This window comes from Acidaminobacter sp., from assembly GCF_030247605.1.
In the GTDB taxonomy this organism is placed as follows: Bacteria; Bacillota; Clostridia; order Peptostreptococcales; family Acidaminobacteraceae; genus Acidaminobacter.
In genome coordinates this window covers 53,524-67,524 of record NZ_JAOTSB010000018.1, presented here as the reverse complement: position 1 = coordinate 67,524, position 14,001 = coordinate 53,524, and the positions used below count along the sequence as shown (strand labels likewise).

General features: G+C 49.8%; 15 protein-coding genes and 2 riboswitches. Of the genes, 12 read left to right on the top strand and 3 right to left on the bottom strand.

Going from position 1 to position 14,001, the window contains the following annotated elements; translation table 11 throughout:
- The 3 genes from OEL90_RS09765 to OEL90_RS09755 form a co-directional block, all read left to right on the top strand.
- Positions 1-482: group II intron maturase-specific domain-containing protein (locus OEL90_RS09765; RefSeq protein ID WP_300688251.1), on the top strand; the 482-nt coding region annotated here is incomplete at its 5' end.
- Between the two features lie 167 nt (positions 483-649).
- Positions 650-928, top strand: coding sequence for a type II toxin-antitoxin system prevent-host-death family antitoxin (locus OEL90_RS09760; protein WP_291401270.1), 279 nt, complete (start codon positions 650-652; stop codon positions 926-928).
- A complete protein-coding gene (locus OEL90_RS09755) occupies positions 925-1,236 on the top strand; it encodes a type II toxin-antitoxin system RelE/ParE family toxin (protein WP_291401272.1) in 312 nt (103 codons plus the stop codon). Before OEL90_RS09760 ends, OEL90_RS09755 begins: the two co-directional genes overlap by 4 nt.
- A gap of 224 nt (positions 1,237-1,460) precedes the next feature.
- Here the strand turns inward: OEL90_RS09755 and OEL90_RS09750 are convergent, their stop codons facing one another.
- The gene (locus OEL90_RS09750) at positions 1,461-2,483 is read right to left on the bottom strand and encodes a DUF362 domain-containing protein (RefSeq protein ID WP_291401274.1); all 1,023 of its coding nucleotides are present in this window, start codon (positions 2,481-2,483) and stop codon (positions 1,461-1,463) included.
- A gap of 338 nt (positions 2,484-2,821) precedes the next feature.
- A riboswitch (molybdenum cofactor riboswitch) is annotated at positions 2,822-2,944 on the top strand.
- A gap of 138 nt (positions 2,945-3,082) precedes the next feature.
- Between OEL90_RS09750 and OEL90_RS09745 the strand changes: the two genes are divergently transcribed.
- Genes OEL90_RS09745 through OEL90_RS09725 form a run of 5 tightly spaced genes read left to right on the top strand, consistent with a single transcriptional unit; the run spans position 3,083 to position 7,481 of the window.
- Positions 3,083-3,772 carry an Ig-like domain-containing protein gene (locus OEL90_RS09745; RefSeq protein ID WP_291401276.1) on the top strand — a complete coding sequence of 230 codons (690 nt, stop codon included), beginning with the start codon at positions 3,083-3,085 and terminating at the stop codon, positions 3,770-3,772.
- 3 nt (positions 3,773-3,775) lie between these two features.
- Positions 3,776-4,798 (top strand): FecCD family ABC transporter permease, encoded by a 1,023-nt coding sequence (locus OEL90_RS09740; RefSeq protein ID WP_291401277.1) that lies wholly within the window; start codon positions 3,776-3,778, stop codon positions 4,796-4,798.
- On the top strand, positions 4,795-5,613 hold the full coding sequence (locus OEL90_RS09735; RefSeq protein WP_291401279.1) for an ABC transporter ATP-binding protein: 819 nt from the start codon (positions 4,795-4,797) through the stop codon (positions 5,611-5,613). The genes OEL90_RS09740 and OEL90_RS09735 overlap by 4 nt, the downstream gene beginning before the upstream one ends.
- Positions 5,610-6,722 carry an ABC transporter substrate-binding protein gene (locus OEL90_RS09730; protein WP_291401281.1) on the top strand — a complete coding sequence of 371 codons (1,113 nt, stop codon included), beginning with the start codon at positions 5,610-5,612 and terminating at the stop codon, positions 6,720-6,722. The genes OEL90_RS09735 and OEL90_RS09730 overlap by 4 nt, the downstream gene beginning before the upstream one ends.
- A gap of 24 nt (positions 6,723-6,746) precedes the next feature.
- Positions 6,747-7,481 carry a hypothetical protein gene (locus OEL90_RS09725; RefSeq protein ID WP_291401283.1) on the top strand — a complete coding sequence of 245 codons (735 nt, stop codon included), beginning with the start codon at positions 6,747-6,749 and terminating at the stop codon, positions 7,479-7,481.
- Between the two features lie 249 nt (positions 7,482-7,730).
- Here the strand turns inward: OEL90_RS09725 and OEL90_RS09720 are convergent, their stop codons facing one another.
- Complete coding sequence (locus OEL90_RS09720; RefSeq protein WP_291401284.1) at positions 7,731-8,414, bottom strand: YitT family protein; 684 nt, start codon at positions 8,412-8,414, stop codon at positions 7,731-7,733.
- 117 nt (positions 8,415-8,531) lie between these two features.
- On the opposite strand from OEL90_RS09720, the gene OEL90_RS09715 reads away from it, so the two are divergent.
- The 3 genes from OEL90_RS09715 (at position 8,532) to OEL90_RS09705 (ending at position 11,822) form a co-directional block, all read left to right on the top strand.
- Positions 8,532-9,338 carry a MerR family transcriptional regulator gene (locus OEL90_RS09715; protein ID WP_291401285.1) on the top strand — a complete coding sequence of 269 codons (807 nt, stop codon included), beginning with the start codon at positions 8,532-8,534 and terminating at the stop codon, positions 9,336-9,338.
- Between the two features lie 424 nt (positions 9,339-9,762).
- A complete protein-coding gene (gene gdhA, locus OEL90_RS09710) occupies positions 9,763-11,100 on the top strand; it encodes an NADP-specific glutamate dehydrogenase (RefSeq protein ID WP_291401286.1) in 1,338 nt (445 codons plus the stop codon).
- 251 nt (positions 11,101-11,351) lie between these two features.
- Positions 11,352-11,822 (top strand): hypothetical protein, encoded by a 471-nt coding sequence (locus tag OEL90_RS09705; RefSeq protein WP_291401288.1) that lies wholly within the window; start codon positions 11,352-11,354, stop codon positions 11,820-11,822.
- Positions 11,823-12,018: 196 nt separating this feature from the next.
- Here the strand turns inward: OEL90_RS09705 and OEL90_RS09700 are convergent, their stop codons facing one another.
- Positions 12,019-13,191 (bottom strand): MFS transporter, encoded by a 1,173-nt coding sequence (locus OEL90_RS09700; RefSeq protein ID WP_291401290.1) that lies wholly within the window; start codon positions 13,189-13,191, stop codon positions 12,019-12,021.
- A gap of 315 nt (positions 13,192-13,506) precedes the next feature.
- Positions 13,507-13,589, top strand: a riboswitch (cyclic di-GMP riboswitch).
- 19 nt (positions 13,590-13,608) lie between these two features.
- Here OEL90_RS09700 and OEL90_RS09695 point away from each other — a divergent pair.
- Positions 13,609-13,911, top strand: coding sequence for a DUF5658 family protein (locus OEL90_RS09695; RefSeq protein ID WP_291401292.1), 303 nt, complete (start codon positions 13,609-13,611; stop codon positions 13,909-13,911).
- The last annotated feature ends 90 nt before the right edge of the window (positions 13,912-14,001 follow it).

Below are 14,001 nucleotides of genomic sequence, written 5' to 3'. Positions count from 1 at the left end.
TGGAAGTCGCCGAGGACAAAACAAGAATCATCGAACTTTACCAACGTAAAGATGATAAAGATGACACTGATCCATTTGACTTCCTAGGGTTCACATTTTATGTAGACAAAAACCCAAACAAATTTGGTTTCAAAGAGATCAAGTTAAAAACGAGCAAGAAGAAGTACAAAGCCAGTCTTAAAAGATGCAAAGAATGGATGCGAGACCATAGGACATTACCGACAAAAGAATTTATGAAAATCATGAAAAGCAAGGTGCAAGGGCACATCAATTACTACGGAGTCATAGGCAACAGACGAAGCGTAGGTAATTTTGTGACAGAAGTACGAAAACTGCTATTTCGTTGGTTAAACCGTCGGAGCCAGAGAAGAAGTTTCAACTGGGCGGGCTATGTCAGGTTTCTTCAGAAATACCCGCTCCCTAAAGTGCAAACTAATGTGATGATTTATAATCTTGGTGCTGGTGCTAGTTATCTGAAGTGAATAATGAAGCGAAGAGCCGTGTGCGTTAGTTGCGCATGCACGGTTCTGTGAGGGTGAAAAGCCGCGAGGCTTGAACTACTCGACCGGGAAAATGAAGTTATTCAGCGTTTACGTCATATTCACTGCGTGATATAATATGACTATAACAAATGAAATGAGGTGATCTAATGGAAACCATTATCAGACCATCGGCCGATCTTAGAAATCACTATAATGAGATCTCCAAACTTGTCAGGGAATCACGAAAAGCTGTCATTTTGACGGTAAACGGCAGAGGTGATACAGCTATTCTAAGCCTGCAGGAATTCAATCAAATGTCCGCTGAATTGGAATTATTAAGGACGCTCGCAGAAGCGGAAGATGACGTGAAAAATGGGAGAATCGAACCTATAGAAAATGTGTTTAAGGATCTTCGAGCAGAACTCCTCGAAAGGAACAATCGATGACATACACTATTTTGAGAACGGATAAAGCTGAAGATCAGCTTAGAGATCTGATTTTTTATATTGCGGACGACTCAGGTGATATTCAAATAGCTCTTGACTATCTGGAGAAACTGGAATCAGCGATTAACAGGTTGAAGGATTTTCCTGAATCAGGAAGTTTGCCAAGATACTCGATTTTAAAAAAGCAAGGTTACCGAGTCTTGATCGTTGAAAGGCATCTCATATTTTATAGGATATTTGTTGAGCAAGAAGAAATCATCATATATGGAATTGTAGATGCACGAAGGGAATATCGAAATTTATTGTAAAAGGCTGCAGATGGCGCTTCAAATGACCATCGGCAGCCTTTTTTCTGTACCTGGCACGTTTTTCGGAACACCAACGTGCAATTATTTTGTCAAGACTGATATTGCTTGCTTTCACGAAAAGTAACTTCATTAACTTCACTGGCGTTACCAGGTACGGGAAAATGAAGTTATGCCGATGGTGAATTATAACAACCATCGGCCAGCTTTATCATTTTTGATCTTTCCTAATCCAGCGCAACCAATTCATACGCCATAGTCCCCAGCCCAATCTTTTCAGCGTGCTTCAAAGACACTCGACCATTCTCAAAGAGCTTCTTGCGGCTGCGCTGCTGAAGCAGGTCCAGGCAGGCGGTATCCAGCGCTACAGGATCTTTCGAGGCTAGAACGCCAATATTATCCGCAATGGGCTTCATGTGGATGCCGGTGCAGTCGCATTCCTCGGTGACATTGCTGATGAAGGAGATGTAGATGATGTCCTTGTCTTTGGCTGCACCCAGGGCGTATTCTGATAGCTTCTCCAGGAAGTTGGAGCCCGACCAGGAGTTGCGGATGGCGCCTTCCGGGCAGACAGCAATACAGCCCGCGCAGCCCACGCATTTGTCCGGATCAATCACCGCAGTATTAATCATTTCAATGGCATCAAAGTCACATTTTTCGATACAGAGTCCACAGGACACACATTTTTTTGCAGACACAACCGGCGCGATGCCGGCATGCTGCTCCAGCTTGCCGCCTCTGGCCGCAAAGCCCATGGCCAGCTGCTTCAAAGCCCCGCCAAACCCAGCTTGAATATGGCCTTTGAAATGGCTCATGACAATAAATTGGTTAAACCTGCCGTAACCTTTTCCAATTTTACACTTTTTTATATACTCTCCAGGGATCTCTACCTCAACATACTCTGTACCGAGGTCACCGTCCGCAATGATAATTGGAATCTGGGAGAAGCCGTGGGCTTTCGCGGTTTCCAGGTGCTTATCCGTGGTGGTTCGCGATCCTCTGTAGAGAACGTTGGTTTCTATGTAGGAAGGGGAGACCCCCATCTCTTTCAGATATTGAATGGTTGGGTCGTAGCATTTGGCTGACAGAAAGGTCGTATTACCTTTTTCTCCAAAATGCACTTTGAGCGGGACCTCCTTTTCAAAGGTATGCCCGGACGCCGCGACCACTGTCTTAAGCAGCTTCAATGCATCTGATCCCAGCTGATCGTCATTGAGGCTTTCATTTTTTATGAAGTAGACTTTGCTCATGTTTGATCCCCTCGCTTGTTGGTTTGACTTTAACGGGTAATAAATGGCCAGATCCCCGTCAGCCATATAAAAGCTTTGTCTAATTATACAACATTTGGGAAGGGAAGGGGTAGAGTTTGGACCTGCGTTCGTTATTAGTTTTTGTGTACACTACAAGAAAGGCATGAAGATATTAGCTGCCGATGGTCATGTGATGTACGCCATCTGACCATCGGCTAAAATCTTCTGGGCTTCAAGTCTCGAAAGCCCATTCCTCCAAATTCTCCCTCGCAGCCGCGAAGTCCCTTTAACCCCTATCAAGAGTATGTTATACTCTAGACATGTCAAAACTGCCAACTGAATATCGCGCTCATTTCGAGTTGAATGACCTACGGCTTACTTTTTGCTATGGTCACCAACCTGGGTTAGGGGAGAAATCCCACAGCCTCCCGTTTTGGAAAGAAAGAGTCTGACGTGTCTATGGGATCACCGCTGTTTTTGTGATGACTCATAGGCAATAACCGGTACACTCGACTTTCCGAGTGTCTTTTTTTGTCCAAAAACCAGCGCGCCTTTCCTTTAGCTGCTGCGACACATCAAATTGTAAAGGGGTCGACATCATGAAAAAAGTTTCAGTCCTTGTAAGCATTGCATTAGCCCTCCTGTTTATGCCCTTGATCATTTCCTCCGCAGACGGTTCTGGCGGTGGAACTGGCGGTGGAACCGGGGGAGGCACCGGCGGCAACAGCTCAGAGCCGCTCACGCTAGTTTCCTCAACGGTCACGGATGGACAAACCGAAGTAGGTCTGACCCCGTCTGTCACCATGGTGTTCAGCAAGAACGTGACGGACCTCAGTGTCAAAGAAGCCAACCTGGCGTGCTTCAAGCTGGAGAAGAAAGACGGCGGTGAAGTCGCCTATGAAGTGCTGATGGCAGATTCGCAGGTTGAGCCTGATAAGAAGAATGATGTGGTGGTGAAACCATCGGCAGAACTGGAAGCCGGAACGGAATACATAGTGACGATCAGCAAAGCTCTGACTTCAAAGAGCGGGGCCAGCCTGGCAGAGGACATTGTCATCAGCTTCACGACAGCCGCCGCCGGCGGGGAGACTCCAATTACGACTGAAGCGCCGGCAACGACTGAAGCACCTGCTGCTGAAGCGCCAACAGCCGAAGCACCAATAGCCGAAGCGCCAGCCGCAGAGGAAGCTGGCACCGACAGCGCGCCATCCTCCATGATCTATGTCATGGCCGGCATTGCAGCTGTGATGCTGATCGCCGGGTACTGGATGAAGAAAAAGCGTTCATAAAGTATGAAGCTGACTCTGAAATTGATCTTGAGACTATTGATCTTCGTGGTCCTGCCAATCCTTATGGCCGTGATTTCCATGAGCACCGGCAGGTTTGAAATCCCGGCCGGCACAGTTTTTGAGATTCTATTTCGTGCGGCGACAGGCCAGTCCGCCCTGGTCGTGAAGGATCTGTATACCATTGTCATGGAAATCCGCTTGCCAAGGACATTTCTGGCCATGGCAACCGGGAGCGCGTTAGCCGTGTCTGGTGCGGCCTATCAGGCGCTGTTTCGAAATCCCCTCGCCAGCCCCGGAATCCTTGGCGTGTCTTCGGGGGCGGGCTTTGGGGCAGCTATTTCGATTTTGCTGTTTGGGACCCTGTGGACGCCGGTGTTCGCCTTTGTCTTTGGCATCGTGGCCGTTGGGGCCAGTTATCTGGTGGGCAGAGTCTACAAATCGTCCTCGACCTCAACCATTATGCTGGTTCTGGGCGGTACGGTGATCTCCTCCATTTTTTCCGCGCTGCTGCAGCTGGTGAAATACGTCGCGGATCCGCTGAATAAGCTGCCGGCGATCACCTTCTGGCTCATGGGGAGCCTCAGCGCTGCCAGGAGTCAGGACATTCTGATGAGCAGCATCCCAATGGGACTAGGACTGGTTGGACTGCTGCTGCTCAGCTTCCGGCTCAACATCATTTCCATGGGCGACAGGGAGGCCAGGAGTCTTGGCATCAACGTCAAAGTCGTCAAGTTCTTTCTGATTGGCTTCGCGACTTTAGCGACGGCCGGAGCGGTCAGCGTCAGCGGTGTGGTGGGCTGGATTGGCCTTGTCATCCCCCATGTAGGGCGGATGCTGGTCGGCAACGACAACAGAAAGCTGATTCCTGCCTCTATTTCCCTGGGCGCAAGCTTCATGCTCCTGGTGGATACTCTCTGCAGGACCCTGACCGGCGCGGAGATTCCGCTCGGTATAGTCACGGCGCTGGTTGGCGGGCCATTTTTCATCTATCTTTTGAAACGGACCAAAGGGGAGAATTGGGCATGACATTATTGAGTATTGACAACCTTAATTTTTCTTATGGGACAGAGCATACGCTTCGCGGGATCAGCCTGAAAGTCGCCCCGGGGGAGATTTATTGCCTCCTCGGCCCCAATGGCTGCGGCAAGACAACGCTGATTGACTGTGTCCTGGGCCAGCATCCGCTGAAGTCCGGTGACATCAGCCTCGGCAGCCGGTCTATTCATACCCTTAAGCCCGCTGAAGTCGCGTCGCAGATCGCCTTTGTGCCTCAGCTGCACGCCAAGACGTTTCCTTATTCTGTTTTTGAAATTGTGTTAATGGGGCGGACTTTTGCGACAGGCACCTTTTCGAGTCCTGACAGGCGCGACCGGGAAATCGCCCGGGAGGCCATTGCTATGACGGGCCTGGAGGCGATCTCCCAAAAGCCCTACACCCAGATCAGCGGCGGCGAGCTGCAGCTCGTCATGATCGCCCGGGCGCTGGCCCAGAAGGCAAAGCTGATCATCATGGACGAGCCCACTTCGCATCTGGATTTTAAGAACGAAAATGAAATTTTGAACCTGATCTGCGCCCTCACCCGGACCGAGGGCCTTTCCTTCATGCTGACAACCCATGACCTGAATCATCCGCTTTACTTTGAAAACAGCGGCATGCCGGTCAGAGTGGGCATTATGGAGCAGGGCCAGCTGATTGCGCAGGGCAAGCCGTCGAAGGTCTTGACCAGCGACACGATTGAACGCCTGTATCATACCAGAGTCGTTACCCATACTGGGGTCATGGACGGGCTTCCTTTCAGCTACATCATGGCGGTTCCAGACAAGAGGAGGGACGCAAATTGAAACGTCATTGGCGTGCCACTTTACTCTCAGCAGTGCTTTTTCTGCCGATGGTCCTCTTACTCACCGCCTGCGCGCCACAAACAAAGCCGGTTGAAGCCACTCCGCCAGCTCTGGAAGAGGCGGCCGCCACCCGAAGCATTGTTGACTGTGATGGCAGAACAGTTGAAATACCAGAAGGCGAGCTGAAGATCGCATGTCTTTACGCCTACGCCGGCCATGGCATGACTCTCCTTGACACCCAGGATCAGATCGTCGCCCTGGTGGAGGGACTCAAACGCGATCAGCTGATGCGGATGAAACGCGCTGACATTGATAGGCTGAGTGTCCCTTCGGCGACCGGCGTCATCAATGTTGAGGAACTGATCGCTTCAGGCGCTGAGATCGCGCTGATCCGCCATTCCATAGCCCTCAGCGGGGCAGAAACGGAAAAGTTGGACAAGGCCGGCATCCCCTATGTTGTCATTGATTACACCAACATTGAGGAACAAAAGCGTTCCATTCAAGTACTGGGCGAGGTCCTGAACCGTCAGGAGGCTGCACAGGCTTATCTGGATTTTTATGAAGCTGCCATTGCCATGGTCCAGGCGCGCATCAGCGACATTCCTATGGAAGAACGCGTCCGCGTCTATCACTCTGTCAATGAAGCGACCAGAACGGATGCCATGGGCAGCATTCAGGAAGAAGTGACCACCCTGGCGGGTCTGATCAATGTCTCCGCGGAGGCTGGCGCTGCCATGGCTGATGAAAAAACCTTTGTGACCCTGGAAGAAATCTACGGCTGGAAACCGGAGGCGATCCTGGCCAATGAGTATCTGGTGGCAGACTATATCCGGACGGATGCCAAGTGGCAGGGCCTTGAGGCAGTCCAGTCCGGGCAGGTGTTTACGCTTCCTGTAGGCATTTCCAGATGGGGCCATCCCGGCTCCATAGAGACACCTATGGCTGTCCTGTACATGGCTCAGCTCTTTTATCCTGAAAAATTTGAGGATCTGGATCTGGTTCAGTATACAAAGGATTACTACGGGACCTACTTTGGACTTGAATTTGACTCTGAAGAAATCGAAGAAATCCTGTCCGGCGTCGGCATGCGCGCGGCAAAATCTTCATGAGCCCTATGAGGCAGAGGTGATGAGATGAGAGTATTGATAGCTATAGATGACACCGACAGTCTGGGCACCCCAGGCACAGGCCACCACGCGGAGGCGCTGCGGCAGAAGATTGAAGCCCTCGGACTGGGAACGACCCGCTATATTACCAGGCACCAGCTCTATGTCCATGAGGAGGTGCCTTACACCTCCCATAACAGCGCCATGTGTTTTGAAGCAGAACTGGTATGCGGCGCTCTGGCGCAGGTGATCGCGCTGGCCCAGGAGCATCTGCTGGAGGTCAGCGAAGAAGGGTCAGACCCAGGCCTGTGTGTTGCGGTTCGGGATCAGATTCAGGGTCTGGAGCGGCTGATTGCCTTTGGTCGGCAGGCAAAAGCGGGTTTGGTGACGAAAGCCATGGCTTATGAGCTGGCAGAATCCACGAAGGTTCATTTGTCCGAGCATGGCGGGACAGGTGGCGGGGTGATAGGCGCTATTGCTGGCGTGGGGCTTCGACTGAATGGCCACGACGGCAGGATCAAAGGCAAGATTTATGCCGGCGCTGCCGGAGATAGCCTCAAAGCGGCTGAGTTGAAAAAAGTTACAGGCGCAGAGCGCGTCTGCGGCCTGGATGGTTCCCATGTCGATGATTCGGATCAGGTCGGGCTGTGTGAAGACATGGTCAAGATGGTCTATTTGAACTGGGAACGGACGATTCTTGTGCATCAAGATGAAGCGCGCGGTTGGATGACGCTGCCTAAGAATGCTTATAAATGCTATTAAGAACGGGTCCCGTACCTGGCACGTTTTTCGGAACACCAACGTACAAATATTTTGCAAAGACTGATATTGCTTGTTTTCACGAAAAACAACTTCATTATCTTCACTTTTACTACCAGGTACGGGAAAATGAAAAAGCTGCCGATGGTCGTCATATACACAAGCGACCATCGGCAGCTTTCAGTTTTTGATTTAGGTTTTATCCGATCTATTCAACAATCCATCCATTCTACATCATACATTTTAATGAAGTCATGCTTCATTCACAGAAATTTCCACAGAGCTTGTTTTGTTTGATTTACCAGCAGTAAAATTTTTAACATAATCAATCAGCAAAGATGAGATCACAACCGTCACTATTGAAAAACCAATACGTCCGAACGGAATATAGGTCAGTGAAAGCAGCAGCACTGTCAAATCTGTCGCCAGGTAAGCGAGGGATAAGCGGCAGCCTGTGAGTTTTGAGAGTGTCAGCGCCAAGGCGTCATCCCCACCTGTGGTGCCACCCTGGCGAATCACCAAGCCCGCGCCGACCCCTACAAAGAGGCCTCCAATTATGGACGCCAGCAGCGGCATCTCAGTGAGGTTCGGCAGCAGGGGTGGAAACTGCGTCCACAGCATAAAAAATCCCCCTAGGCTAACCGCCGAAACCGCGGATATTTTGAGAAAGTCTTTGCCAAGAGCCTTAAACGCCATCGCGTAGCACAAAGCATCGAGCGCGGGAGACACGAGGCCAGGCGTTAATCCAAACCAGTGGTCAAGCAGCAATATCAACCCCAGCACACCACCTTCAGAGAGTGAAGCCTGCCGATGGACGTTATACAAACCAAAGGACAGCAACGCCGTCCCAATTATAATGACCAATAGTTTCTTAGGGGTAAGTAAGTTGGCATAGGAATTATTAACTGATAAAGATGTGTTATGAATCGTTGTCATGATGGTTAACCTCTCTTTTTGACTGGAACAATTTGTATCACATCCTAAGTGTAAACCCTGGTATAATACTAGGGTCAAGTGATGTTCTTAAGTTTTAATAATGAGGTGATCCTTTTAATGAAAGACTATTACAAGATCAATCAGATATCAAAGCTCTACAAGATTGGCATTGATTCGCTGCGATATTATGAGAAACTCGGGATATTGACCCCTAAACGGGACGATAACGGCTATCGCCTTTACAGCCTAAAAGAAATTTATAAGCTGAATATCATTCGGGATCTTAGAAGTCTCGATTTTTCTTTTAAGCAGATCAAGGCCTATTTGGATGATCAATGCATCACAAATTCTTTGGTGTTGATTCAGGAAGAACAGGCCCTTATTGAAACACAATTGGAGACCCTTCGTGCTGCCAAAGCAGCCCTTCACTCCCGCATGGAAATGTTGAACTATTTGTCTTCTGTTCAGGTTGGAGAATGCGTCGTCAGAACTTACTCAGACAGGTTCTGCCTGCGCCTCAACGCTGAGATTACCCGAGATGAGGAAACTGATTTTGCCATCAACAAACTCCACATGAAGCATGACGCCATACTTTGTGAGCTGGGCAACTTGTCCATTGGAGCTGTTCCCTCCATGGAAAACTTTTATAAGGGCGGCAACGGGGTGTTTAATTCTGTATTTATTATTTTGGAGAATGAAACTGACCACTTCGATTTTATGCTTCCAGCAGGACGGTATCTCAGCGTCTATTACCGCGGAACGTATGCGCAAAGTTCGGATCAAATCCGGAAGATACTGAATTACGCGAATACGCGTGATATGGACGTGCTGGGTGACCCATTTGAGCTGTACCATATTGACAATCGTTATACCGTTCAGCAAGAGGAATTTTTGACAGAAGTTCAAATGAGGGTAGCTGATTAAGCGGGGTCCCGTACCTGGCACGTTTTTCGGAACACCGACGTACAAGTATTTTGTAAAGACTGATATTACTAGATTTCACGAAAAGCAACTTCATTATCTTCACTTTTACTACCAGGTACGGGAAAATGAAGTTAAATCCAAATAAATACTAAAGGCTGCCGATGGGTGAAAATGACCATCGGCAGGCATTTTTTTTGGGGGGGGGAATTCGAAATTTCTGGCACCGCTTGGTTAAGAAAAATATGAATAATTATTTATGCGATGGGTAAAAATCCTCAATAAGTTGTTTTAGGATAACGCTTCGAATAAATCTTGTTAAGCAATAAATTAACTAATTCGAACACGTTCATGATCATTCGGTTAATTTTATCAGCGTTATCAATTGGTTTTTAAATGTATGAATATCCGTTTGGGAGGGATCACCATGACGTACTTGGAAAAAGCCATTGAAAACATCAAAGCAAGAAACGCAAATGAACCGGAGTTTATCCAGGCGGTAGAAGAGGTGTTTACCTCTTTGGCGCCGGTCATCAAGCAGCACCCGGAGTTTGAAAAGGCCAATATCCTTGAGCGAATAGCAGAGCCGGAGAGGACGATCATTTTCAGGGTTCCGTGGGTCAACGACAAAGGGGAACTCATTGTCAACAGAGGCTTCCGAATTCAGTTCAACGGGGCCAGAGGACCGTACAAGGGCGGTTTCAGATTCCATCCTACCGTGAATCTCAGTATCCTGAAGTTTCTGGGCTTTGAGCAAACCTTCAAGAATTCCCTGACCGGACGGCCAATTGGCGGTGCCAAGGGTGGCGCGGATTTTGACCCGAAAGGTAAGAGCGACGCGGAGATCATGCGCTTTTGCCAGAGCTTTATGAGCGAGCTTTACAGACACATAGGACCTGATATTGACGTGCCTGCGGGAGACATAGGTGTGGGCTCCAGGGAAATCGGGTTCCTGTTCGGCCAGTACCGGCGTCTGACCGGGGCGCATGAGAGCGGCGTCCTGACCGGCAAACATATTATTTATGGCGGCTCCCACGGCCGCAAGGAAGCGACGGGATTCGGGCTGCTCTATTTCACGAAGGCCATGTTTGAGGAGAACAACATTGAGCTGACGGGTAAGACAGCGGTCATTTCCGGCTCGGGCAACGTGGCTTTGTATACGGCGGTGAAAGCGACAGAGTTTGGCATCAAGGTGCTGGCTATGAGCGATTCCAGCGGCTACGTCTATGACCCGGACGGTATAGACGTCCCAGCCATGATAGAACTGAAGGAAGTCCGGCACGGACGGATCAAGGAGTACCTGAAAGATCATCCAAAGGCAGAGTTCGTCGAAGGGCTCAGAAACATATGGAATCTCAAGTGTGATATCGCGTTTCCGTGCGCGACGCAGAATGATATTGATCTTAAGAGCGCGGAGAAGCTGGTAACCAATGGGGTCTTGGCCGTCTGTGAGGGCGCCAATATGCCAACGACTTATGACGCCATGAAATTCCTGATGGACGAGGGCATCCTGCTGACGCCTGCGAAGGCCAGCAATGCGGGCGGCGTGGCGATTTCCGCGGTGGAAATGACCCAGAACTCCATGCGCCAGAGCATGACCTTCGAGGAAGTCGACGCGATCCTAAAGGTGATCATGAACAACATTTACAAGGATTGTCTGGCCGCTTCCAGGAAGTACGGCTTTGGCCATGATCTCGTGGCTGGCGCGAATATCGCGAGCTTTATTAGGGTTGCGGAGGCCATGATGCTGCAGGGGGATTATTGATAATGGTAAGGAATATGAAGCTGGAAATTGGTGTCTGCGGCTAGCGCCTGTCAACCCCGCCTTCCACTATAATTGAATTTCTGCCGATGGTTGATTATGTGACCATCGGCAGAAATTTTTCTTGTGGAGGTATTTGAAGTCCTCAAGAGAACTTGAAAGATTGTCATGTCGGACAAGTGGTATATAGATAATGAATTAGAATAATAGTGGGCAGCACCAGACAACGTTTTCGTATGAGAGGTGGCCATAACATGAAATCAAGGAATGTCCTAAAAGCTGCGTTGACGATTCTGGCGTTATTGGCCATGATCCTTTCTCTCCCAGGCTGCTCAGCGGATGACTCCAGCCTGACCATCAAACCGGAACTCTTTGAATACTCTCCATACATGTCCACAACGCCTGGAATCCCTCTGGTTGCGGTGTTTACCCGGGAACTCAAGAATAAAAATTATGTCTACCACTGGATCGCGGAGGAGGGTGCTTTCCTCAAGTGGCACGGCAGCGCCAGTGGGATGGGCCGTATAGAGGTTCTGGGGCGCGACGTGATGACGAACGAGCACAAAATTTACTGGACGGTGGATCCTGATCACGAAATTAAGGCGGAATCCTTTGAGGTGCATTTAACTGTTGAAGAACTCGACACCGGCAAAGTGATGTTTGAGACGAGTCTTGAGATTGAACAGAGAGACCCGTTGTACTTTGTGATTGAGAATGGGGATTAGCAACGTTTTTGGTTTCAAGAAGCAAGCATTTTGGTGCTAAATGGAAGGAAGAAGGGGTTGATAGATGCTAGCAGCTGACACCGTCTTCCTTCTTTTAATCCAAAATTAAAAACATCTGCCGATGGTGGGTTAAGTGACCATCGGCAGACGTTTTGGGTTTTTGGGAAATTTCCATTGTAAGAGCTGCTGAATCGACTCATTCTTGCCTGTGCTCATGTCTTCCATAAAACAGATGATAAAGCACCGCCGCGACCACGATGACGCCTGACATGCTCAGATACATAACGCGGTAGCCGGTCAGCGAGATCAGGGTGCCGAGGAGGTACGGGCCAAGGCCGAGGCCCAGCTCCAGGAAAATGAAATACGTGGTCGTGGCAACAGAGATGCGCGCGCTTGGGACCCTGCTGATGGAGAGGGTTTGGGCGACGGAGTTGAAGTTGCCGTATCCCAAACCTATAATGGCGGCGGCGAGGAGGAGTACAATCCCGTGACGGGACTGGCTCAGCAGGACCATACCAGCGACGTAGGTCAGGAGGGTGGGGTAAGCGACGAGATTGGCGCCCCTCTGGTCCATCAGGCGGCCGGTGAAGGGCCGGGTTAGGATGATGGTGATGGCATAAACGACGAAATAAAAGCTGGCGGCCCAGACGAGGTCTACGGCTTTGGCGTAGAGGGTGATGAAGGACAAGATGCTGGAGTAGGAGAAGCCTAACAACATTGTGATCAAAGAGATGGGGAGCGCTGTGATTTCAAAGGTGTCGGAGAGTCTGAAGCCTTTTTGGGTGGGGCTGGAAGCGGCATCCGCTGCCGGTGCGCTGATCCTCAGGGACAAGACGAAGCTGATGAGGCTGATTGCCAGGCAAAAGCCAAATATGAAATGGAGGCCGGCTTTTTCCAGCAGAAAGATGCCGAGAAACGGCCCGAGGGCTGTAGAAAGGACGGAGGCTGTGCTGAAGTAGCCAATCCCCTCGGCCCGCCTGGCGAAGGGGATCATGAGGGCGACCAGGGTCGCGGAGGCATTGAGGGTGATCCCCGTCGACATGCCGTGGAAAAAGCGAATGGTCAGCAGCAGCGGAATGTTGACCGCGAAAAAATAAAGCCCTGAACCTGTTGTAAACAGGCCAAGCCCTATCAGCAGGGTGCGTCTGCTGCCAATTTGGGACATGAGTTTGCTGGTGAAGATCCTGCCGGTCAGGGCGCCTATGATGAAAATGCCCGTGACGAGGCCCGCCATGCTTTCAGTGACGTTGAAGGCCGTGGCGGCGTAGGAGGCCATGGTTACCATGAGAAGGTAGAAGACCAGGGCGACTAGGAAAAAGACTATGGAAATAGTGATGAAGTTTCGTGTCCAAAGGGGTTCTCGTGTCATCTTGCGCTCCTGAAAAATGTCGTTGTGGGGTTGGGGATTGATTGCCGGTCATGGGTTTAATGGGCCGGGCTCAGGCCGATTTTGGCTTAGGGTCAGTATAGCATATCTAGGGGTCAAAGTTCGAGAGTGTTGTTGGATGGGCGGGGATGGATGTGAAACTGGGTGTCTGACACCAAGTTTCACATGACACCAAGTTTCACATTTACATAACCGCTGATGGTGGGTGGGGTGACCATCGGCATATGTTTTAAAATCTTTTTCAATCGATAATTATTCTCAATTGATTGTTTTCCGCGCAGCCATTCTGGGTATTAATAGGCCATCAGAGGAGTTGAGCTGCAGCTGCATTTGGACGCTTTGGCTGCAGGGATCCAGTGGCGTAACCGGCTGATCATTTTCTAGTTTGGGGATGAGGTTATGCCGAAATCAATGGAACGTTTGCTGTGGCTGCAGTTGATTGGAATTGCGGCGTTTAATAAAGTGGACTACCTGATGACTCTTGAAGCTTTGGAGCGGGGGTTTAAGGAAGCCAATCCGTTTTTGGCGCCTATGGTGGGCACATTCGAGTTTCCGCTTGTGAAGCTGTTTCTTGTGCCGCTTCTTCTCGTGCTCCTGTGGCAGCTGCGGCATAAGATCGGACGGTCTTTGGTGACGCTGGCCTGGGTGCCGTTTGCAGCGTATTCGACGGTGGTGCTGTATCACCGAATGATTTTGTTCTAGAGATGAACAAACCCATGAAAAAAAGAAAATTTCTTCTTTTTGCTATGTTGATCGCGAATCTGCTCTTTCTCTTGTTGAATCTCTTTTTGC

Excerpts from the sequence above, each read along its gene's own strand:
- OEL90_RS09720 (WP_291401284.1), bottom strand. The coding sequence starts at position 8,414 with ATGACAACGATTCATAACACATCTTTATCAGTTAATAATTCCTATGCC.
- OEL90_RS09740 (WP_291401277.1), top strand. The coding sequence starts at position 3,776 with ATGAAGCTGACTCTGAAATTGATCTTGAGACTATTGATCTTCGTGGTC.
- OEL90_RS09695 (WP_291401292.1), top strand. The coding sequence starts at position 13,609 with ATGCCGAAATCAATGGAACGTTTGCTGTGGCTGCAGTTGATTGGAATT.
- OEL90_RS09700 (WP_291401290.1), bottom strand. The coding sequence starts at position 13,191 with ATGACACGAGAACCCCTTTGGACACGAAACTTCATCACTATTTCCATA.
- OEL90_RS09760 (WP_291401270.1), top strand. The coding sequence starts at position 650 with ATGGAAACCATTATCAGACCATCGGCCGATCTTAGAAATCACTATAAT.
- OEL90_RS09725 (WP_291401283.1), top strand. The coding sequence starts at position 6,747 with ATGAGAGTATTGATAGCTATAGATGACACCGACAGTCTGGGCACCCCA.
- OEL90_RS09750 (WP_291401274.1), bottom strand. The coding sequence starts at position 2,483 with ATGAGCAAAGTCTACTTCATAAAAAATGAAAGCCTCAATGACGATCAG.
- OEL90_RS09745 (WP_291401276.1), top strand. The coding sequence starts at position 3,083 with ATGAAAAAAGTTTCAGTCCTTGTAAGCATTGCATTAGCCCTCCTGTTT.
- OEL90_RS09705 (WP_291401288.1), top strand. The coding sequence starts at position 11,352 with ATGAAATCAAGGAATGTCCTAAAAGCTGCGTTGACGATTCTGGCGTTA.
- OEL90_RS09715 (WP_291401285.1), top strand. The coding sequence starts at position 8,532 with ATGAAAGACTATTACAAGATCAATCAGATATCAAAGCTCTACAAGATT.
- gdhA (WP_291401286.1), top strand. The coding sequence starts at position 9,763 with ATGACGTACTTGGAAAAAGCCATTGAAAACATCAAAGCAAGAAACGCA.
- OEL90_RS09755 (WP_291401272.1), top strand. The coding sequence starts at position 925 with ATGACATACACTATTTTGAGAACGGATAAAGCTGAAGATCAGCTTAGA.
- OEL90_RS09735 (WP_291401279.1), top strand. The coding sequence starts at position 4,795 with ATGACATTATTGAGTATTGACAACCTTAATTTTTCTTATGGGACAGAG.